At 72.0% G+C, this 20,562-nt stretch carries 18 protein-coding genes; 14 read left to right on the forward strand and 4 right to left on the reverse strand.

Annotated elements, in window-relative coordinates:
- Positions 1-126 precede the first annotated feature (126 nt).
- The 3 genes from ahpF to ABC138_RS13855 all read left to right on the forward strand — a co-directional run bounded on the left by ahpF (position 127) and on the right by ABC138_RS13855 (position 3,169).
- Positions 127-1,806 (forward strand): alkyl hydroperoxide reductase subunit F, encoded by a 1,680-nt coding sequence (gene ahpF, locus ABC138_RS13845; protein ID WP_345914053.1) that lies wholly within the window; start codon positions 127-129, stop codon positions 1,804-1,806.
- Between the two features lie 25 nt (positions 1,807-1,831).
- Complete coding sequence (locus tag ABC138_RS13850) at positions 1,832-2,260, forward strand: cupin domain-containing protein (RefSeq protein ID WP_068328334.1); 429 nt, start codon at positions 1,832-1,834, stop codon at positions 2,258-2,260.
- A gap of 99 nt (positions 2,261-2,359) precedes the next feature.
- Complete coding sequence (locus ABC138_RS13855; RefSeq protein WP_068328337.1) at positions 2,360-3,169, forward strand: alpha/beta hydrolase; 810 nt, start codon at positions 2,360-2,362, stop codon at positions 3,167-3,169.
- A gap of 15 nt (positions 3,170-3,184) precedes the next feature.
- On the opposite strand, the gene ABC138_RS13860 is transcribed toward ABC138_RS13855, so the two are convergent.
- Genes ABC138_RS13860 through ABC138_RS13870 form a run of 3 tightly spaced genes read right to left on the reverse strand, consistent with a single transcriptional unit; the run spans position 3,185 to position 6,550 of the window.
- A complete protein-coding gene (locus ABC138_RS13860; RefSeq protein WP_345914054.1) occupies positions 3,185-5,776 on the reverse strand; it encodes a multicopper oxidase domain-containing protein in 2,592 nt (863 codons plus the stop codon).
- A 47-nt stretch (positions 5,777-5,823) separates the two neighbouring features.
- Positions 5,824-6,285 carry a hemerythrin domain-containing protein gene (locus ABC138_RS13865; protein WP_068426620.1) on the reverse strand — a complete coding sequence of 154 codons (462 nt, stop codon included), beginning with the start codon at positions 6,283-6,285 and terminating at the stop codon, positions 5,824-5,826.
- 4 nt (positions 6,286-6,289) lie between these two features.
- Positions 6,290-6,550 (reverse strand): DUF2249 domain-containing protein, encoded by a 261-nt coding sequence (locus tag ABC138_RS13870; protein WP_345914055.1) that lies wholly within the window; start codon positions 6,548-6,550, stop codon positions 6,290-6,292.
- 62 nt (positions 6,551-6,612) lie between these two features.
- On the opposite strand from ABC138_RS13870, the gene ABC138_RS13875 reads away from it, so the two are divergent.
- The 8 genes from ABC138_RS13875 to ABC138_RS13910 all read left to right on the forward strand — a co-directional run bounded on the left by ABC138_RS13875 (position 6,613) and on the right by ABC138_RS13910 (position 15,020).
- Positions 6,613-7,269, forward strand: coding sequence for a helix-turn-helix domain-containing protein (locus tag ABC138_RS13875; protein WP_345914056.1), 657 nt, complete (start codon positions 6,613-6,615; stop codon positions 7,267-7,269).
- A gap of 75 nt (positions 7,270-7,344) precedes the next feature.
- Positions 7,345-8,961, forward strand: a complete 1,617-nt coding sequence (locus tag ABC138_RS13880) for an NAD(P)/FAD-dependent oxidoreductase (protein ID WP_345914058.1) — start codon at positions 7,345-7,347, stop codon at positions 8,959-8,961.
- Entirely contained in the window at positions 8,958-9,812 is an 855-nt protein-coding gene (locus ABC138_RS13885) for an SDR family NAD(P)-dependent oxidoreductase (RefSeq protein WP_345914060.1), read from the forward strand. Before ABC138_RS13880 ends, ABC138_RS13885 begins: the two co-directional genes overlap by 4 nt.
- A 30-nt stretch (positions 9,813-9,842) precedes the next feature.
- Positions 9,843-10,844 carry a nitronate monooxygenase gene (locus ABC138_RS13890; RefSeq protein WP_345914062.1) on the forward strand — a complete coding sequence of 334 codons (1,002 nt, stop codon included), beginning with the start codon at positions 9,843-9,845 and terminating at the stop codon, positions 10,842-10,844.
- Between the two features lie 70 nt (positions 10,845-10,914).
- Positions 10,915-11,745 carry an aldo/keto reductase gene (locus ABC138_RS13895; protein ID WP_068426614.1) on the forward strand — a complete coding sequence of 277 codons (831 nt, stop codon included), beginning with the start codon at positions 10,915-10,917 and terminating at the stop codon, positions 11,743-11,745.
- Entirely contained in the window at positions 11,745-13,100 is a 1,356-nt protein-coding gene (locus ABC138_RS13900; RefSeq protein WP_345914064.1) for an aspartate aminotransferase family protein, read from the forward strand. Before ABC138_RS13895 ends, ABC138_RS13900 begins: the two co-directional genes overlap by 1 nt.
- Positions 13,097-14,680 (forward strand): acyl-CoA synthetase, encoded by a 1,584-nt coding sequence (locus ABC138_RS13905; protein ID WP_345914065.1) that lies wholly within the window; start codon positions 13,097-13,099, stop codon positions 14,678-14,680. Before ABC138_RS13900 ends, ABC138_RS13905 begins: the two co-directional genes overlap by 4 nt.
- Positions 14,681-14,729: 49 nt before the next feature.
- Entirely contained in the window at positions 14,730-15,020 is a 291-nt protein-coding gene (locus tag ABC138_RS13910; protein ID WP_170307662.1) for a hypothetical protein, read from the forward strand.
- Positions 15,021-15,053: 33 nt separating this feature from the next.
- Here the strand turns inward: ABC138_RS13910 and ABC138_RS13915 are convergent, their stop codons facing one another.
- Entirely contained in the window at positions 15,054-17,159 is a 2,106-nt protein-coding gene (locus tag ABC138_RS13915) for an NAD(+) synthase (RefSeq protein ID WP_068426605.1), read from the reverse strand.
- 63 nt (positions 17,160-17,222) lie between these two features.
- Here ABC138_RS13915 and ABC138_RS13920 point away from each other — a divergent pair, with 63 nt between their 5' ends.
- The 3 genes from ABC138_RS13920 (at position 17,223) to ABC138_RS13930 (ending at position 20,528) form a co-directional block, all read left to right on the forward strand.
- Positions 17,223-17,963: an N-acetyltransferase gene (locus ABC138_RS13920; protein WP_345914066.1), complete on the forward strand. Its 741-nt coding sequence runs from the start codon at positions 17,223-17,225 to the stop codon at positions 17,961-17,963.
- A gap of 175 nt (positions 17,964-18,138) precedes the next feature.
- Entirely contained in the window at positions 18,139-19,596 is a 1,458-nt protein-coding gene (locus ABC138_RS13925; protein WP_345914067.1) for a class I SAM-dependent DNA methyltransferase, read from the forward strand.
- Positions 19,593-20,528: a restriction endonuclease subunit S gene (locus tag ABC138_RS13930; RefSeq protein ID WP_345914068.1), complete on the forward strand. Its 936-nt coding sequence runs from the start codon at positions 19,593-19,595 to the stop codon at positions 20,526-20,528. Before ABC138_RS13925 ends, ABC138_RS13930 begins: the two co-directional genes overlap by 4 nt.
- Positions 20,529-20,562: the final 34 nt, after the last annotated feature.

A 20,562-nucleotide genomic window follows, 5' to 3' on the forward strand; every position in this document is an offset into this window, starting at 1 on the left:
ATCGCCGGGCTGTGCCCGGCACCGCATCCGGAAGGGGGGCGACGGCGCCCTGCCGTCGCCCCCTACCCTGCACCCGCGCACCACCTCGCGCCGTCCCCTTCGTCCCGACAGGAGTCGCTCCACACCATGGCCCTCGACCCGAACCTCGCCACCCAGCTCAAGGCCTACCTCGAGAACCTCCGCGAGCCGATCGAGCTCGTCGCCTCCCTCGACGACGGGGCCAAGTCCGCGGAGCTCGACGCGCTGCTCGTCGAGATCGAGGGCATGAGCGCGCAGATCACCCGCCGCGTGGCCGAAGGGGGCGAGCGCGACGAGCGCGTCCCCTCCTTCGCGATCACCCGGGTGTCCGACCCGAGCGTCTCCGTCCGCTTCGCCGGCATCCCGATGGGCCACGAGTTCACCTCCCTCGTCCTCGCCCTGCTGCAGGTCGGCGGCCACCCGAGCAAGGCCTCGCAGGACCTCATCGACCAGGTCAAGGGACTGCAGGGTGCCCACCACTTCGAGACCTTCTTCTCCCTGAGCTGCCAGAACTGCCCGGACGTCGTCCAGGCCCTCAACCTCATGAGCGTGCTCAACCCGCAGATCACCCACACCGCCATCGACGGCGCGGTCTTCCCGACCGAGGCCGAGCAGCGCGGCGTCCTCGCGGTGCCCACCGTCTTCCACAACGGTGAGTCCTTCGGCTCCGGCCGCATGGAGCTGGCCGAGATCGTCGGCAAGGTCGACGAGCTCTCCGGTGGCGACTCCGCCGCCCGCGCCGCGGAGGAGCTCTCCGCCCGCGAGCCCTACGACGTCCTCGTCGTCGGCGGTGGCCCCGCCGGCGCGTCCGCCGCCATCTACGCGGCCCGCAAGGGGATCCGCACCGGCCTCGTCGCCGAGCGTTTCGGTGGCCAGGTCCTCGACACGATGGCGATCGAGAACCTCGTCTCCGTCCCCCACACCGAGGGCCCCAAGCTCGCTGCCGACCTCGAGCGCCACGTCACCGAGTACGACGTCGAGATGATCCGCAGCCAGGCGGCTGCCGGGCTGTCCGCCGGTGACGACGGCCTGACGGTCGTCGGCCTGGCCAACGGCGCCACCCTGTCCGGCAGGACCGTCGTCCTCGCGACCGGCGCCCGCTGGCGCACGATGGGCGTCCCCGGCGAGGAGGAGTACCGCAACAAGGGCGTCACCTTCTGCCCGCACTGCGACGGCCCGCTCTTCAAGGGCAAGCGCATCGCCGTCATCGGCGGCGGCAACTCCGGCGTCGAGGCCGCGATCGACCTCGCCGGCGTCGTCGGCCACGTCACCCTCATCGAGTTCATGGACGAGATGCGCGCCGACGCGGTCCTGCAGCGCAAGCTGCGCTCGCTGCCCAACGTCGACGTCCGCCTCGGCACCAAGACGACGGAGGTCGTCGGTGACGGCGGCAAGGTGACCGGTCTGGTGCTCGAGCCGCGCGACGGCGGCCCGTCCGAGCAGCTCGCCCTCGAGGGCGTCTTCGTCCAGATCGGCCTGCTGCCCAACACCGAGTGGCTCGGTGACGCGGTCGAGCTGTCCGAGCGCGGCGAGATCGTCATCGACGGCGTCGGACGGACCAGCATGCCCGGCGTCTTCGCCGCAGGGGACTGCACGGTCGAGCCCTACAAGCAGATCGTCACCGCCCTGGGTGCCGGCTCGACGGCGTCGCTGAGCGCCTTCGACCACCTCATCCGCACGAGCGCCCCCGACGAGGAGTCGGCGATCGCGGCGACCAAGGCGGCCGACGGCCCCCTCGAGGCCGGCGACCAGATCGACGTGCCCGACTCGGTCGGCGCGAGCGCCTGAGCCGACCACACCACGAGGAGACAGCATGACTGAGCAGATCGACCTCTCGGACCACGGACCCGCCCCCTATGTCGTCGACATCGAGTCGGCCACGCTGCAGAACTCGAACTACCGCTCCACGCTGTGGACCGGCAACCACGTGCAGCTGACGGTCATGGCGATCGCCCCCGGCGACGACATCGGCCTGGAGGTGCACGACGACCACGACCAGTTCCTGCGGGTCGAGGAGGGCCGCGGCCGGGTCCAGATGGGCCCTGCCGAGGACGACCTGTCGTTCGAGCGCGAGGTCGGCGACGACGACATCATCATGGTCCCGGCCGGCCAGTGGCACAACGTCACCAACATCGGTGACGAGCCCCTCAAGGTCTACTCGCTCTACGGCCCGCCCGAGCACGTGCGGGGCACCGTCCACGCGACGAAGGCCGACCAGGAGGCCGACCCGCACGAGCACTGAGCTCCACGGCACCCGTGGCGATGGGCGGGGCGCACCCAGGTGCGTCCCGCCCTTCGTCGTCCTCTGGCGTCGCAGGTGACCGACGAGTAACCTGCGCCCATGCACAGCACCATCGAGTACTCGCGCCACGAGGGCGTGGGCGAGCCCGTCGTCCTCGTCCACGGCATCGGCCACCGGCGTGAGGCGTGGGGTGAGGTGCCGCGCCTCCTCGCCGACCGCGGCCACGACGTCTACGTCGTCGACCTGCCCGGCCATGGCTCCTCCCCGGTGCCCGCCGCGCCGGACGGCTACTCCATGCGCAGCCAGGCCGAGCAGCTCGAGCGGCTCTTCGCCGGTCTCGGCCTCGATCGTCCGCACGTCGTCGGCAACTCCCTCGGCGGTGCCCTGTCACTCGAGCTGGCCCACCGTGGGAGCGTGCGCTCGGCGACCGTCCTCTCGCCGGCCGGGTTCTTCCCGCCCCTGCACCTGGCCAATGTCGCCGCCAACCTCCTCTTCATGAGGCTCGGGAGCCACCTGCCCGAGGCCGTGCACCGCAGGCTCCTCGCCCACGCGTGGTTCCGCAGGATCGCCTTCCGCTCGCTGTACACGCACCCGGAGCGGGTCTCCCTCGAGGACGCCGTCGGTGACACGCTCAACCTGCGCCGCGCCAGGGGCTTCTGGCCGAACTTCGTCCGGGGGGTCCTGCTGCGGTTCGACCAGGACGTCACGGTCCCGACGACCGTCGCCTGGGGCGACACCGACCGGCTGCTCCTGCCGAGCGAGGCGCTGGTCGCGCGCCGTCGACTGCCCGCGGCGACGCACGTGACGCTGCCCGACTGCGGCCACTGCCCGCAGGTCGACCACCCGGACCTCGTCGCCGACGTCGTCCTGGCGACGATCTCCCGGACCGGCGAGCGCGCCACGGCCTGACGCGGACCCGGCCGCTCAGCGCACGCGGACGATGCCGTGCGCGCCCCGCTCGGCGTCGGTCATCACGTGGTTGACGAAGGGGTAGTGGCCGGCCTCGGGGAAGGTCAGCTCGACGAACCCGCCCTGGGCCGGGAGCAGGGGCAGGACCTGTGATCCCGCGGCCGGTCCGCCGACCTCGTCGGGTCCACCGACGCGGTAGGCCCCCTCCTCCCAGACGGTGTCGAACTGGCCGCCGACGACGTGGAAGGAGAGCGGCCCGTCCGGCCCCGCGTCGAGGACCCAGAAGCGCACGCGCTCGCCGACACGGGCGGTGAGCGGGTCGGCGTCGTACTGGAAGGCGCGCCCGTTGAAGGCGGTCGCGACCGGGTCCGTGCTCGTGTCCTCGCCCGCGTGGAGCTCGGACGCGGTGACCACGTACGAGCGGTCGACCTCGGGCAGGTCGGGCGGCTCGATGACCACCGCGCCGAACATGCCCTGGGCGATGTGCGTCGACATCGGCATCGTCGAGCAGTGGTACATCCAGATCCCGGCGCGTTCGGCGGTGAAGGTGTACGTCAGCCGTTGGCCCGGTCCGATGGTGCGCATCGGCCGGTCGGGAGCCAGGGCGCCGGCGTGGAAGTCGATCGAGTGCCCGATGCTCCCGTCGTTGACGAGGGTGACGACGAAGCGGTCACCGACCCGTCCGTGCAGCGTGGGGCCGGGCGCGCTGCCGCCGAAGGTCCACCGGGTGCGCGTGACGCCGGGCGCGACCTCGACCTCCTGCTCCTGCACCCGCAGGGTCACGCGGTGGGTGCGCGTCGCGGGCAACGGTGGGAGGGAGGCATCGTCGGCCTCGAAGCCCTCCGGCCACGTGGCTCCGGGCGTCAGGGCGAAGGGGGGTTCCGCGCCCGTGCTCGAGCGCGGGCCGGCGGTGGCGCCGTCGGTGGCGCCGTCGGGTGCGCCGGTCACCACGATGTCGAGGGTCATCCCCATCGCCCGGTGCCCGGTGACGGAGCACCACCCCTGCCGGTCGGCGCCGACGACGCCGACGTCGAGGGTGGCGGACTCCCCCTTCGCCAGGCGGGGGGTCTGCGTGTCGTCGTCGAGGTAGAGGTCGTGGACGGTGCTGCCGTCGGTGTTGGTGAGCGTGATGACGAGCCGGTCGCCCGCCGGCACCTCGACGCGGGAGGGGCTGAAGCGCATGTCGGCCCGGGCCTCCACGGCGACCTCGGTCGTGTGGCCGGTCGGGGCCACGGACGTCGCGGGCGCGGCGCTCACGCTGCCGCCCTCGAGGGCCGGCTGCACGGCCGGTCCGGCGGCCAGGGCGAGGGCCACGAGGGTCACGCCGGCCATGAGCTGGGTGCGGGGGAAGGGGGGCTCGAGCACCCGGGCGGCCTCGGCCCGGCCCTGCTCCAGCCCCGTCCGACGGTCCTCGGGGGTGGCGAGCGCGGCCTCCCGGCGGGCGGCGACGAGGCGCTTGATCGTGCTGAGCAGGATCGAGACGTTGGCCGCGAGCCCGACGAGCACGAGCGTCGTGAGCACGACCCGCGTGCCGGCCGGGACCGGCAGCAGTGCGAGCGCGAGGGGGACGTTGATGATGACGATGCGGGTCATGCCGATCCGGTCGAAGCCGGCGATGCCGATCCGCACGACCCGCGGTCCGCCACCGATGGCGGCGGTGACGAGGTGGCTCAGCGCGCCGGTGAGCACCTGCAGCGCGAAGCCCACGACGAGCACCGCCGCGACCCGTCCGTAGCCGGTGGCCATCGCCGGGAACCCGTCCGCCGTCGCCACCCGCCAGGCGATCATGGCGATGCCGACGAGGAACCAGGCGGCGCCGGCCATGACCGACCACGACGCGAAGTGGCGCGGGGGCTTCTGCCGGGCCGGCGCGACGAGCGAGCGGGCGTTCCACAGCAGCGCGGCGACATAACCGGCGATGCCCGCGAGGAGCAGCCACCGCCACCCGAGCAGGGCGCCGGTGCAGGCCAGGGCCAGCCCGACGACCAGGCCCGGGAGGGCCTGGCGGGCGCGGCGCTCGGCGGCGTCGTCCATGCGGGCGCGCAGGATCGTCGGCCACAGGGTGACGAGGGTGCCGGTGACCGTGATGCCGAGCCAGCCCAGGACGTTGACGAGGGAGTGGGCGAGGAGCAGGCGCGCATGCATGTCGTCGCCCTGGCCGCGGGCGAGCAGCACGCCGAGGGTCGCGCCGACCGGGAGGAAGGCCGCGGACGCGAGGTAGTGGTGCACGACGACGCGGAAGCGTCCGGGCAGCGCCCCGCGCAGCCGGCGCACGAGCTGCCAGGCGTGCCAGCAGACGGCCGAGCCGACGGCGCTCGCCCCGGCGAGGGTCAACCACCACCAGGTCGTCGGGACGCCGACGAGCACGGCGAGGACGCCGAGGTGCAGCAGGACGAGGCGCCTGTTCTGCGTGGCCCGCAGGTCGATGTCGGGGTGGTTCTTCAGCAGGGTCGTCGCGAAGTGCGTGCTCCACACCATCACCGAGTGGGTGAGGGCGCCGAGGGCGACCATGTGGACCATGAGCCAGGTCGCGTCCGGGACGAAGGGGTGGACGAGCGCCGTGAGCGCGGCGGCGACGAGCCACAGCACGCCGGGCCGGTCGCGCATCGCCCAGACCCCGCCCTGGCCTCGGGGCGGGGTGGCCGGTCGGCCCGTCACCGCGCTGCGAGGGGAGATGTCGGCGCGGCCGCGGCCGTGAGGGCGTCGACCTCGTCCCAGTCGTCACCGCGGAGGGTCGTGAGCGAGGCGGGGAAGAGACCGTCCTCCTCGCGCTCGATGTGCGAGCGCAGCTCGGTGTAGAAGCGGTCAGCGGCAGCGAGGTCACCGGCCCGGACCCGGGCGAGCAGCCCGTCGAGGCCGACGTGCTCGCTGCACAGGGCGTCTATGTACCCGGTGAAGTCCTCGTCGCGCCGCAGCACGGTGAACAGACCGGCCTCCTCGGCGCCCGTGTGCGGCGCGAGCATGGCCGCGACCTCGTCGACGAGCTCGACGACCTCGGCGGTGTCGCCCGCGGCCGCCGCCCGCCGCAGCAGACCGGTCGCGTTGATGAGTTCCTCGTGCTCGGCGGTGAAGCGCCCGATCATGTCGATCGACTGGCAGCCGCAGTAGGAGCACATGACGTCAGGACGCGGCGCGGGTGAGGCGCAGGGTCCAGGCGTCGGGACCCGGCACGAGGTGCTCGACCGACCAGACGCCCGGCTCGAGACCCTCGACCTGGCGCAGCAGGGGCTGCGGGTCGTGCGGGGCGACGAGGTCGAGCGCGCCTCCCGGGCGGATCGCCGACAGGGCGCCGATGACCGTGGCGTGCCGGATCGAGCGCGGGATCGGGCGCACGTCGAGGGCCGGGATGTCCTCGGCCAGGGGGAGGTGGGTCTCGGTCATGGTGTGTCCCTTCGAGGGCGGTGCTGTTGTCCGCGCCCTGCCAATTTACTACATTGGGGTCCGTGAATAATAACTCGCTCGGGCCGCGCCCGACGCCCGAGGCGGACCCCGACGACCTCGGTGCCGCCGCCCGGGTGCTCGAGGCGCTGCGCGGCGGTGACGGGCCGCTGCGCATCGGCGAGATCGCCGCTGCCGTGGGCTCCCACGACAACACCATCCGTGGGCACCTCGCGACGCTGCTCGAGCGGGAGCTCATCGAGGCGGTGCCCGCCCCGGCCCGAGGGCGCGGCCGACCGGCGCTCCTGTACTCAGCCCGCCCGCGGCCGGGTGGTCGTGCCGGCGAGTACCGCGCCCTCGCCGGCGCGTTCGCTGCCGACCTCGTCGCGAGCGGTGGCGGCCCCCGGGTGCGGGCCCGGGCCCGCCGGATCGGGCGCGCCTGGGGTGAGCACCTCGCCACCGGGGCCGCGCAGGAGGGGCCGCGCCCCGACCTCGACACCGCCCTGAGCGACCTCGGCTTCGGGCCGGAGCGGGACGGCGACCTCGTGAGGCTCACCACCTGCCCCCTGCTCGACCTGGCCGTCGCCAACCCGGACGTCATCTGCCAGGTGCACCTCGGCCTCGTCGACGGCATCGTCGACCGGCGCGAGGGCGACCCCGAGCCGCAGCTCACCCCCTTCGCCGAGCCGGGGGCCTGTCACCTGCGTACGCCCCGGGCGTAGCGTCGCGGCGGTGCGTCCGCGCCGGGACCGGCGTAGGTTACCCGTGAGGAACAACGCCGTGACGGAAGGTCGCCGATGACTGCTGCACCCGAGGACCGCGCCGAGCCGGGCCCCGCCCCCAGCGAGCTGCCGGAGCGCGTCGACGTCCTCGTCGTCGGCGCCGGCCTGTCGGGCATCGGCGCCGCCCACCGGATCCGCGAGGCCAACCCCGACGTCACCATGGCGATCCTCGAGGCCCGCGAGGCCACCGGTGGCACGTGGGACCTCTTCCGCTACCCGGGGGTCCGCTCGGACTCCGACATGTTCACCCTGTCCTTCCCCTTCCGCCCGTGGCAGGGCCGCAAGGCGATCGCCGACGGCGGCGACATCCTCGACTACCTCCGCGACACCGCTCGCGCCTGTGGCCTCGACGCCCTGGTCCGCACCGGGCACCGCGTCGTCGCCGCGAGCTGGTCGACCGACGCCCAGGAGTGGACGGTCGACGTCGAGACCCCGGCCGGCCACCGGCAGGTGCGGGCCGGGTTCATCCACCTCGGCAGCGGCTACTACGACTACGAGCGGGCGCACGACGCGTGCTTCGCGGGCGTCGAGGACTTCGCCGGGACCGTCGTCCACCCGCAGTTCTGGCCCGAGGGCCTCGACCACGCCGGCCAGCGCGTCGTCGTCATCGGGTCGGGGGCCACGGCCGTCACCGTCGTCCCCGCGATGGCGCGGGACGCCGCGCACGTGACGATGCTGCAGCGCACCCCGAGCTATGTCTTCGAGGTGCCGGGGGTCGACCCCTTCGTCCAGGCGCTGCGTACCCGGCTCGGCCCCGGCGCGGTCCAGGCCGTGGCCCGCGTCAAGAACCTCGGGATGCAGTACTTCCTCTACGGGCTCTCCCGGCGCCGGCCGGCGGCCGCCAACAAGCTCGTCCTCGGGCAGCTGCGGCGGCAGCTGCCGCAGGACGTCGTCGACGAGCACTTCACCCCGCCGTACGACGTGTGGGACCAGCGCCTGTGCGCCGTCCCCGACGGCGACCTCTACGCCTCGATCCGCAGCGGTCGCGCGGACGTCGTCACCGGGCACATCGACCGCTTCGTCCCCGAGGGCGTGCGGTTGACCGACGGGCGCGTCGTCGAGGCCGACATCGTCGTGACGGCCACCGGCCTGCTGCTCAAGCTGCTCGGCGGCGTCCGGTTCACCGTCGACGGCGAGCCGGTCGCGATGGAGCGGGCCTACGCCTACCGCGGCCTCATGCTCGCCGGCGTGCCCAACGTGACGATGACCGTCGGCTACGTCAACGCCTCGTGGACCCTGCGCGCCGACCTGGTGAGCCGGTACGTCGCCTCGCTCATCGCCCACATGCGCGACCGCGGGCTCGGCGTCGCCGTCCCCGTCGCTCCCGACGGCATGACCGCCGGGCCGATCCTCGACCTCACCGCGGGGTACGTCCAGCGTGTCGTCTCGGCCTTCCCCAAGGTCGGCGACCGGGCGCCGTGGACGATGCCGCAGAGCTACCTCAAGGACAAGATCGCCTTCGGCCGCGCCGATGTGACCGCGGACATGCACTTCCTGCCCGTCGGGGCGAAGGGGGCCCACCTCCCGCGGGGTGCGGCGGCGCCGGCCGTCCTGCCGCTGCCCGGGACGTCGAGCAATGTCGACGGCTCCCCGGGCGACGTGCGCGACGAGACCCTCGAGGTGCTGCGATGAAGCGGCCCGAGCTCGTCGTCGCCGGTGGCACCGCCGTCGTCACCGGCGCGGCCGGTGGGATGGGCGAGCACCTCGCCAAGGGCCTGGCCCGGCGCGGTGCGGACCTCGTCGTCCTCGACCGGGACGCGGAGGGCCTGGAGCGCGTCGCCGCCGAGATCGGGCGGGAGACGCCGGGAGCGGGGGTCACCCCCTTCGTCGTCGATCTCGCCGACCGGGCCGCCACGGACGACGTCATCGAGCGGGTCCGCACCGAGCGCCCGGCCGTGACGATGCTCTTCAACAACGCGGGCGTCGCCGTCGGCGGCCGCTTCACGCAGGTGAGCGCCGCGGACTTCGACTGGCTGCTCGAGATCAACCTGCTCGCGCCGATCCGCCTCACCCGGGCGCTGCTGCCGGTGATGCTCGACAACGGCCAGGGGCAGATCGTCAACACCTCGAGCCTCTTCGGGCTGATCGGGCCACCCGGCCAGAGCGCCTACTGCACGAGCAAGTTCGGCCTGCGCGGGTTCTCCGAGTCGCTGCGCAGCGAGCTCGACGAGGAGGACCAGCCGGTCGGCGTCACCGTCGTCCACCCCGGCGGCATCAGGACGAACATCGCGGTCAACGCGCGGGTCGCCGAGGGCGTCGACCCGGGGGAGGCCGAGACCTACCGCAAGGCCTTCGACACGATGCTCAGCCACCCCGCCGACCGGGCCGCCGAGGCCATCATCGAGGCCGCGATCGCGCGGCAGGGTCGGCTGCTCATCGGCAACGACGCCAAGGCGCTCGACAAGCTCGCGCGCGCCGTCCCCGCGCGGTACTGGTCGCTGATGGGCCGCGGGATGGCCCTCGCCACGAGGCGAGCCCGGTAACCGCGGCGCAGGTCTGTTTGGATGGGGGGCATGACGATGCCCCCCCAGCTCCAGGGCCGACTGCGCCTGCCCATCATCGCCGCGCCGATGTTCCTCGGCTCCGGCCTCGACCTCGTCATCGGCACCTGCCGCGCGGGTGTCATCGGGACCTTCCCCGCGCTCAACCTGCGCACGACGGACGAGTTCGACGGCTGGTTGACGCAGATCGAGAGCGCGCTCGCGGAGCCGACGGACACCGGCCGCGAGCCCGCGCCGTACGGGGTGAACTTCGTCGTGCACCGCACCAACAAGCGCATCGAGGCCGACCTCGACAAGATCGTCGAGCACCGGGTGCCGCTCGTCATCACCAGTCTCGGCGCAGCCAAGGACGTCGTCGACGCGGTCCACTCATACGGCGGTCTCGTCTTCCACGACGTCGTCAACGCCCCCTTCGCCGTCAAGGCGGCGCAGGCCGGCGTCGACGGGCTGATCCTCGTCTCCGCGGGCTCCGGTGGCCACTCGGGCGGGCTCAACCCCTTCGCCCTCATCGCCGAGGTGCGTCGGGTGTGGGACGGGCCGCTCATCCTCGGCGGCGCCCTGAGCTCCGGCCGCGACGTCCTCGCGGCGCAGGCCGCCGGCGCCGACCTGGCGTACATGGGCACGCGGTTCCTCGCGACGCAGGAGTCGGCCGTGTCCGAGGAGTACCGCCGGATGCTCGTCGACTCGGGCGCCGAGGAGATCGTCTACACCCCGTCGATCAGCACGATCCCGGCCAACTTCCTGCGCCGCAGCATCATCGGGGCCGGCCTCGACCCCGACGACCTGCCCGCGCCGGAGCGCATCGACGTCTCCCACGTGACCAACCCGCACACCGAGGAGGAACCGCGCAGCACCTCGTCGACGGTCGCGCCCAAGGCGTGGCGCGACGTGTGGAGCGCGGGGCACTCCGTCGCGGGCATCGAGGACGTCCTGCCGGTGGCCGACCTCGTCGACCAGCTCGAGGCCGAGTACACGCAGGCGAAGGGGGAGCTCCTCGCCGTGCTCGGGGAGTGAGCCGGCGGGCCCTCCTGCCCGACCCCGACCGGGGCTCGCACCGCGACGCGCGGCTGGTTAGCGTGGGTCCATGGTTGAGCTCCCCACACGCGTCCTGGGGGACGGCGTCTCCGTCCCCGTCCTCGGCTTCGGCACCTACCCGCTCCGCGGTGACGACGGCGTGCGCGCCATGGTCTCCGCGCTCGAGGTCGGTTACCGCCTCATCGACACCGCGGTGAACTACCGCAACGAGCGCGAGGTCGCGGAGGCCGTGCGCGCCAGCGGCCTGGATCGCGGTGACGTCTTCATCCAGAGCAAGGTGCCCGGTCGCGACCACCGCGGCGCCAAGGGCTGCATCGAGACCTCGCTGCAGGTCATGGGCCTCGAGTACCTCGACAGCGTGCTCGTCCACTGGCCCAACCCCTCGCAGGAGTCGTACGTCCGCGCGTGGGAGGGGCTCGTCGCGGCCAAGGAGGCCGGGCTCGTCCGGTCCATCGGCGTCAGCAACTTCACGCCGCGGTTCCTCGACGAGGTCATCGAGGCCACGGGTGTGACGCCGGCGTCCAACCAGATCGAGATGCACCCGGCCTTCCCGCAGGTGGAGCAGCGCGCCGCCGACGCCGCACGCGGCATCGTCACCCAGGCGTGGAGCCCGATCGGCCGCGGCGAGCTCCTCGACGCGGCGCCCGTCGTGGCCGCCGCCGAGGCCCACGGCGTCACGCCGGCCCAGGTCGTCCTGCGCTGGCACCTGCACCTCGGCTCCCTCCCGCTGCCGAAGTCCGCGGACCCCGAGCGCCAGCGCACCAACCTCGAGGTGCTCGGCTTCGACCTCTCCGACGCCGAGACCGAGGCGATCACCGCGCTCGGCCGGCCCGACGGGCGCCTCTTCGGCGCCGATCCCGAGACCCACGAGGAGATGTGATGGGGGAGCTGCTGCCCTCGCTCGACATGGACGAGGTGCGCCGGCTCGACCGGGCGCACGTCTTCCACTCCTGGTCGGCCCAGGACCTCATCGACCCGCCCGGCGTCGCGTCGGCGCAGGGGTCGCGCTTCACCGACCACGAGGGCCGCAGCTACCTCGACTTCGCCAGCCAGCTCGTCAACGTCAACATCGGTCACCAGCACCCGGAGCTCGTCGCGGCCATCGCCGAGGCCGCCGGGCGGATGACGACGATAGCACCGGGGTTCGCCGTCGAGGCGCGCTCGCAGGCCGCGGCGATGATCGCCGCCAGGGCCCCCGGCGACCTCGACTCGGTCTTCTTCACCACTGGTGGCGCCGACGCCAACGAGCACGCGATCCGGATGGCGCGCCTGCACACGGGGCGGCACAAGGTCCTCGCGGCCTACCGCAGCTACCACGGCGGCACGTCCGGGGCGATGGCCCTCACGGGTGAACCTCGGCGGTGGGGGAGCGAGCCGTCGTTCACCGGCGTCGTCCACTTCTGGGGCCCGTACCCGTACCGCTCGCCCTTCCACTCCGACAGCGACGAGCAGGAGTGCGAGCGCGCGCTGGAGCACCTGCGGCAGACGATCGCCGTCGAGGGTCCCCAGCACGTCGCCGCGATCGTCCTGGAGACGGTCGTCGGCACCAACGGCGTGCTCGTCCCGCCGGACGGCTACCTGGCCGGTGTCCGCGAGATCTGCGACGAGCACGGCATCGTCATGGTGGCCGACGAGGTGATGGCCGGCTTCGGCCGCGCCGGCGAGTGGTTCGCCGTGGACCGGTGGGGCGTCACGCCCGATCTCATCACCTTCGCGAAGGGGGTCAACTCCGGCTACGTCCCGCTCGGCGGGGTCATCGTCGACGCGCCGATCCGGGAGACCTTCGGGCAGCGCCCGTACCCGGGCGGCCTGACGTACCAGGGACACCCGCTCGCCTGCGCGTCCGCGGTGGCGTCGATGCGGATCTTCGAGCGGGACGGGATCGTCGAGCACGCCCGCGCGCTCGGCGAGGACGTCATCGGCCCCGGCCTGCGCGAGATCGCCGGGCGGCACCCGAGCGTCGGTGACGTGCGTGGCCTCGGCGTCCTCTGGGCGGTCGAGCTCGTGCGCGACCGGGAGACCCGTGAGCCGCTCGTGCCCTTCAACGCCTCGGGCGAGGCGTCCGCGCCGATGGGTGAGGTCGCGGCGGCGTGCAAGGAGGCCGGGCTGTGGCCGATGGTCGCCGGCAACCGGGTCCACGTCGTGCCGCCGTGCACGACGAGCGCCGACGAGGTCCGTGAGGGCCTGGCGATCCTCGACGAGGCGCTGTCGGTCGCCGACGCCCACACCGCGTGACGGCCGGCGAGGGGGCGGCCCGCTGGCCGGTCCGGCCGGTCCCGGGCGAGGCGGTCCCGTCCCCCTTCGGCATGTCCGTCTACTGCGTCGCCGACCCTGCGGGGCGGGCTCCGGACCGGGACGCGCTCGTCGTCGTGCACGGCGACGGCGACGACTCGCGGTGGACCTTCGGGCAGGTCGACGACAGCGTGCGTGCCGTGGCCGCCGGGCTGCTCCGGCTCGGGCTGCACCCGGGTGACCGCGTGCTGCTGCGCATGGGCAACCGGGCGGAGTTCCCCTTCGTCTTCTTCGGGGCGATCGCGGCGGGACTCGTCGCGGTCCCGACGAGCTCGCAGCTCACCGCGGACGAGGCCGGGCTCCTGCTCCGGGACTGCGGGGCCTCCGCCGTCGCGCTCGACCCCGACCTCGATCTCGTGGTCCCGCAGGGCGTCCCGGTCGTCACGGCCGACGACATCGCGACCTGGGTCGCGGGCGGCGAGCGCGCCGAGCACGACCTCGGCGACCCGGACCGGCCGGCCTTCATCACGTACACCTCCGGCACGACCGGCAGGCCGAAGGGGGTGACCCACGCCCACCGCAGCGCCTGGGGCCGGCGGCCGATGTACCGCGGCTGGTACGGGCTCGAGGAGGGCGACGTCATGCTCCACGCCGGTGCCCTCAACTGGACGTACACGCTCGGCGTCGGGCTCACCGACCCGTGGGCCAGTGCCGCGACCGCGATCGTCCACGACGGTCCGCGGGACGGCCTGGTCTGGCCGCGGATCATCGCCTCCCACCGCGCGACCCACGTCGCGGCTGTCCCGGGGGTCTACCGCCACCTGCTGCGCCACGGGGACCCGGCGGCGTGGGACCTGCGCTCCCTGCGGGCCGCGCTCGTGGCAGGCGAGGCGCTCCCTTCGTCCCTGTGGCGGGAGTGGACGCGGGCGACCGGGGTGCCGCTGCACGAGTCGCTCGGGATGAGCGAGATCTCGACCTTCGTCTCCACCGGGCCTGACGTGCCGGTGCGCCCCGGCAGCCCGGGGCGCGCCCAGCCCGGCCGCCGGGTCGCCGTCCTCGACCCCGAGCGGCTCGACGCCCCGATGCCCCTGCCTCCCGGCGAGATCGGGCGCCTCGCGGTCCACCGCTCCGACCCGGGCCTGATGCTCGGCTACTGGCAGCGGCCCGAGGAGACGGCCGAGGTGCTGCGGGGGGAGTGGTTCGTCACCGGTGACCTCGCCGAGCTCGACGAGGACGGGTACCTGACCTACCACGGTCGCTCCGACGACGTCATGAACGCGATGGGCTACCGCGTCTCCCCGGCCGAGGTCGAGGAGGCGCTCGCGGGCACGCCGGGCGTCGCCGAGGTCGCCGTGTCGGCGCTCACCGTCGGTGACGGGGTCAGCCTGGTCTGCGCGTGGGTCGTGCCGACGGCCGGTACCGACCCGCGGTCGCTGCGGCAGGGCGTGCTCGACCGCGCGGCCGAGCGGCTCGCCCCCTACAAGCGGCCCCGCGAGGTGCGCGTGCTGGAGGCGCTGCCACGGACCGCCAACGGCAAGGTCGTGCGGCGTGACCTGCGCGATCTCGCAGGCCCGCGGACGTGAGGGCAGAGGCCTTGTCCACGAGGCGTCGCCTCATGGGATGATGGGCGCCATGAGCAAGCACCCTCGCCTGTCCCACCCGCCGACCGGGCCGCACGCCGTCGAGGACCTGGGCCACGCGCAGAACGCCGCGTGGTACGCAGTCCTCGTCCTCGGTGTCATCGCCGCCGCCGTCGGCACGTGGGCCGTCATCGCCCTGAGCCCGATGCTCGGCATCCTCGCCGTCATCCTGACCGTCGTGACGATCGTCGTCGGCGTCGTCATGAGCAAGATGGGCATGGGCAGCTACACCTACGCCGAGGGCGACACGGCGACCGACAGCCCCTCGATCGGCATCAAGTGACCCCGTGACGAAGGGGGGGAGTGCCCCCCTTCGTCACTGCGTCGGGACGTTGTTCTCGATGTCCGCGACCCAGCGGGTGCCGGCGACGTCGCTCGGCATCCGCCAGTCACCCCGCGGTGACAATGTGCCGCCCGGCAGCACCTTGGGCCCGTTGGGCAGCGCCGAGCGCTTGAACTGGTTGTCGAAGAACCGCCGGACGAAGACGAGCAGCCACTTCCTGATCTCGGCCAGGTCGTAGGCGCCGCGATCCTCCTCGGCGACCGAGCTCGGCCAGGTGCCGCGCGACGCGTCGGACCACGCCTGCTCCGCGAGGAAGGCGATCTTGCTCGGCCGGTCCCCACGGCGCAGCACGTGGAAGAGGGTGAAGTCCTGCAGCGCGTACGGCCCGATCCTGTCCTGGGTCGACTGCGGCCGGTCCGCGTCCTTGCTCGGGACGAGCTCGGGGGAGATCTCGGTGCCGAGCACCGACAGCAGCGTCTGCGAGACCTCGGGCAGCTGGCCGGAGTCGGCCACCCAGTGCACGAGGTGCTGCATGAGCGTCTTGGGCACGCCCGCGTTGACCCCGTAGTGGCTCATCTGGTCGCCGACGCCGTACGTGCACCAGCCGAGGGCCAGCTCGGACAGGTCGCCGGTGCCCAGCACGATCCCCCCGCGCTGGTTGGCGATGCGGAAGAGGTAGTCCGTGCGCAGCCCGGCCTGCACGTTCTCGAAGGTGACGTCGTAGACCCCGTCCGGGTGGTCCGCCTCGGGGTCGAGCCCGTAGGGGTGGCCGAGGCCGCGCAGCATCTGGGTGGCCGTGGGCCGGATGTCGAGCTCCTCCCACGTGATGCCGAGCGACTCCATGAGCGCGACGGCATTGGTCTTGGTGCGGTCGCTCGTCGCGAAGCCCGGCATCGTGATGCCGATGATGTCGGTGCGCGGGCGCTCGAGCCGGTCCATCGCCTTGGCCGCGACGAGCAGGGCGTGGGTGGAGTCGAGCCCGCCGCTCACGCCGACGACGATCTTCGGCTCCCAGTCGGGGCCGCCGATGGCGCGCAGCCGCTGCTCGAGGGCGGACACCTGGATGTTGTAGGCCTCGTAGCAGTCCTGGGCCAGCCGGGCCTCGTCGTCGGGGACGAAGGGGAAGCGGTCGAGCGCGCGGAGCAGGCCGAGGTCGCCGGTCGGTGGGTCGATCTCGATGTGGACCTCGCGGAAGGGCGCGACGTCGACACCGATGCCGACCGCGTTGTCGTCGAAGCTGCCCTGGCGCATGCGCTCCTGCCGCAGCCGGTCGACGTCGACGTCGACGAGGGTCTCGCGGGGACCAGCGGGGAAGCGCTCGGACTCGCCGAGGAGGTCTCCCCCTTCGTAGACCATGGTCTGGCCGTCCCAGGAGAGGTCCGTACTCGACTCGCCCTCGCTGGCCGCCGCGTAGAGGTAGGCCGCGTTGCAGCGCATCGACGCGGACCGGGCGAGCAGGTGCCGGTCATCGGCGCGCGCGACGGTGATGGGGGAGGCGGAGAGGTTGAGCAGGACGGTCGCACCGGCGAGGGCCGCCGCGTGGCTCGGCGGGACCGGGACCCACATGTCCTCGCAGACCTCGGCGTGGACGACAAGCCCCGGCACGTCGTCGACGTGGACGAGGACGTCGGTGCCGAAGGGGACGCCGTCGAGCACCTCTGCAGCATCACCGGTGGCGAAGGTCGGCCGGAACCACTCGTCGACGATGCCGGCCCCGGCCGCGAAGTGCCGCTTCTCGTAGAACTCACGGTAGTTGGGCAGGTAGGCCTTGGGCGCGATGCCGACGACCTCGCCGCGGTGGATGAGGACCGCGCAGTTGTACAGACGGTTGCGGTGGCGAAGGGGGGCGCCCACGACGACGAGCGGCATCAGGTCGGCGGTCTGCTCGGCGAGGTGGACGAGGGCGGCCTCGACGTCGCGCAGGAGCACGTCCTGCAGGAAGAGGTCGTCGACGGCGTACCCGGTGAGGCCCAGCTCCGGGAAGAGCGCGACCGCCGTGCCGCGCTCGTGGAGGTGGCGCACCCGCGTCAGGACCGCCTCCGCGTTGGCGTGCGGGTCGGCCATCGTCACCGGGAGCGTGCACGCGGCGACCCGCGCGAAGCCGTGGCGGTAGAGGTTGCGGAAGTCGCGATCCGTCATGGGCCGACCCTACCCAGCGAAAACCCAGTGGCCCCTTCCTCCCCCTTCGTCTTGGATGGCCTGATGCGGACCCACTCCCTCGCCGAGCGCCCGGACCTCGTCGACGCCTTCTGGTCGATCGACGACGACTGGCCGACCTTCATGCTCCAGGACCCGACGTCGGACCGCGCCTACGAGGCGGTGGTCGACGGCTTCCCGCAGCTGCACCTCGTCGTCATGGACGGTGACGTGGCGGTCGCGCGGCTGCACGCCGTCCCGTTCGAGGCGGACGTCCACTCCCTCCCTCCCCGCGGGTGGGACCACGCGCTCCAGCGGGCGGAGTGGATGGTGGCGAAGGAGGCGACCCCTGACCTCTCGACCGTCAGCCTCATCGAGGCGCGGGTGGCGGTGGGCCGGCGAGGCGAGGGCCTGAGCGGTGCGCTGCTCGCGGAGGCGCGCCGGCGGTACGCGGCGCTGGGCTGCCGGGACCTCTTCGGCCCGGTGCGGCCGACCCGCAAGTGGCTCGAGCCGCGCACCGGCGCGGACGAGTACGCGCGGCGGGTGCGCGAGGACGGGCTCCCGGTCGACCCGTGGCTGCGCGCTCACGTCCGGCTCGGTGGCCGGATCGTGCAGGTCGCGCCGCTGTCGATGACGATCCCGGGGACGCTGCAGCAGTGGCGTGAGTGGACCGGCCTGCCCTTCGATGCGGATGGTCGCGTCGATGTCGAAGGGGGTCTCGCCCCGGTGCACGTCGACGTCGCCAACGACCACGCGGTGTACGTCGAGCCGAATGTCTGGGTGCACCACGACCTGCCCGAGGTCTGAGCTGGAAGGGCGTCCGGGTGCGGCTCCGGGACGGATCGAGGTATCAGGGGTCGACGGGCCAGCGACCGGATAGCCGGTCGCGAGCACATCGACCCGGATCAGGACCGTCCCTCCACGGCGCCGCCCCGCTCACCGGTGCGGGGGGCGAAGGCGACGGGGAAGTAGCCTGACGCTCGTGATCACCGGAGACTTCAAGAGCAAGATCGACACCGTCTGGAACGCCTTCTGGAGCGGCGGGATCTCCAATCCCCTGGAGGTCATCGAGCAGATCACCTACCTGCTCTTCATCAGGCGGCTGGACGAGCTGCAGACGCTCAAGGAGAAGAAGGCCCGCGTCACCGGCAGCATCGATGACCCGATCTTCCTCCCCGGTGAGTCACACCTGAGGTGGCAGCACCTCAAGAACGCCGAGGCAGCCGAGGCGCACCAGACGATGGGCCAAGGGGTCTTCCCCTTCCTCCACACGCTAGGGGGTGAGGGCTCGACCTACTCCGACCACATGAAGGACGCCCGCTACACGATCCCGACGGCCGCGCTGCTGTCCAAGGTCGTCGACCTCATCGACGACATCCGGATGGACAACCGCGACAACAACGGCGACCTCTACGAGTACCTGCTGTCGAAGATCGCCTCAGCCGGCACCAACGGCCAGTTCCGCACGCCGCGCCACATCATCGAGCTCATGGTCGCGATGACTGCGCCGACCCCCGAGGACGAGATCTGCGACCCGGCCTGCGGCACGGCGGGATTCCTCGTCGCGGCCTCGGAGTACGTCCGCGAGCACCATCCATCAGCACTGACAAACGCCGCGCAGCGGCAGCACTTCCACCACAGCATGTTCCACGGCTACGACTTCGACTCGACCATGTTGCGGATCGGCAGCATGAACATGCTCATGCACGGCATCGAGGCTCCCGACATTCGTTACCGGGACTCGCTCTCCGAGGGCGCGAGCAGCGAGGAGGAGCAGTACTCGCTGATCCTCGCGAACCCGCCCTTCGCCGGGTCGCTCGACTACGAGTCGACGTCCAAGGACCTCCAGCGCGTGGTCAAGACGAAGAAGACCGAGTTGCTCTTCCTCGCGCTCTTCCTCAAGCTCCTCAGGCCTGGTGGGCGCGCCGCGGTCATCGTCCCGGACGGTGTCCTCTTCGGCTCGTCGAAGGCGCACAAGACCCTGCGCAAGATCCTCGTCGAGGAGCAGAAGCTCGACGCGGTCGTGAAACTCCCCTCCGGCGTCTTCAAGCCCTACGCCGGTGTCTCGACGGCGATCCTCTTCTTCACGAAGACGGACTCTGGCGGCACGGACGACGTGTGGTTCTACGACGTGCGCGCCGACGGCTTCTCGCTGGACGACAAGCGCAACCCGGTCGAGGCCAATGACCTCCCCGACGTCCTCGCTCGGTGGACGGAGCGCGAAGGGAGCGAGCGTGACCGTGAGCGCACCCACCAGTCCTTCACCGTGCCGAAGGGGGACATCGTCGCCCAGGACTACGACCTGTCGCTCAACCGGTACAAGGAGATCGAGTACGACGAGGTCGAGCACCGCGCACCGCTGGAGATCATCGCGGACATCGAGACGCTCGATGCCGAGATCGCGAAGGGGATGGACGAGTTGAAGGCGATGTTGTCGTGAGGACTGCTGCTCTCGGCGAGATCGCCGCGATTGTCTCGGGTGCGACGCCGAAAACGAGTGTTCCGGAGTACTGGGATGGGGACGTAGATTGGGTAACTCCAGCCGATCTCAGCAAGCTTGATGGCCCCTACATCGCAACAACTCCGCGGAAGATCACGCGGGCAGGTGTCCGAAGTTGCGCGACGACTATTCTGCCCGAAGGTTCCGTGCTCCTTAGTTCACGAGCACCGATTGGGCACGTCGCAATAAACTTGGTCCCGATAGCTACAAACCAAGGCTTCAAGAGTCTGATCCCCGGTCCTGATCTTGACGCGAAATACCTGTACCACTGGCTGAAATTCAAGACTGGCTACCTCCAGTCGCTCGGCAACGGCGCGACGTTCAAGGAGTTGTCGAAGAAGACCGTCGAACAGATCCGGGTCCCGCTCCCATCCCTCGATGAGCAGCGGTGGATCGCGGCGATCCTCGACCGCGCCGACGCCGTCAGCGCCAAACGCCGCCAGGTCCTCGCTCACCTTGACGACCTCACCCAATCGATCTTTCATGACATGTTCGGGAATCCAGATCAATCGAAGACCCAGGTGGCTCTTGGCGAAGTCGCAACGCTCGTTGGAGGTCGAAACCTCTTAGCAGAGGACGCGTCATCCGCCTCCGAGTTTCGTGTCCTCAAGATCAGCGCGGTGACAACTGGGCGGTTCAAGCCTGACGAGGCGAAGGCACTGCCGGCAAGCTACGTGCCACCCGAAGGCCACTTTGTGCGCCAAGGCGACTTGCTCATGAGCCGTGCAAACACGACCGAACTCGTCGGTGCTGTGGCCCTCGTTGAGGGCGTGCCTCACGGACTGGTGCTTCCCGACAAAATTTGGCGGATCGCGTGGCGTGACCCTGAGAGTGAGCCTCTCTTCTATCACGCCCTTTTGAGGCTCTCCTGACGCTTCCGTGGGTGTTTTCGCGCGCCGTTGACGA

The organism is Janibacter sp. LM (assembly GCF_039631275.1).
Taxonomy (GTDB): Bacteria; Actinomycetota; Actinomycetes; order Actinomycetales; family Dermatophilaceae; genus Janibacter; species Janibacter terrae.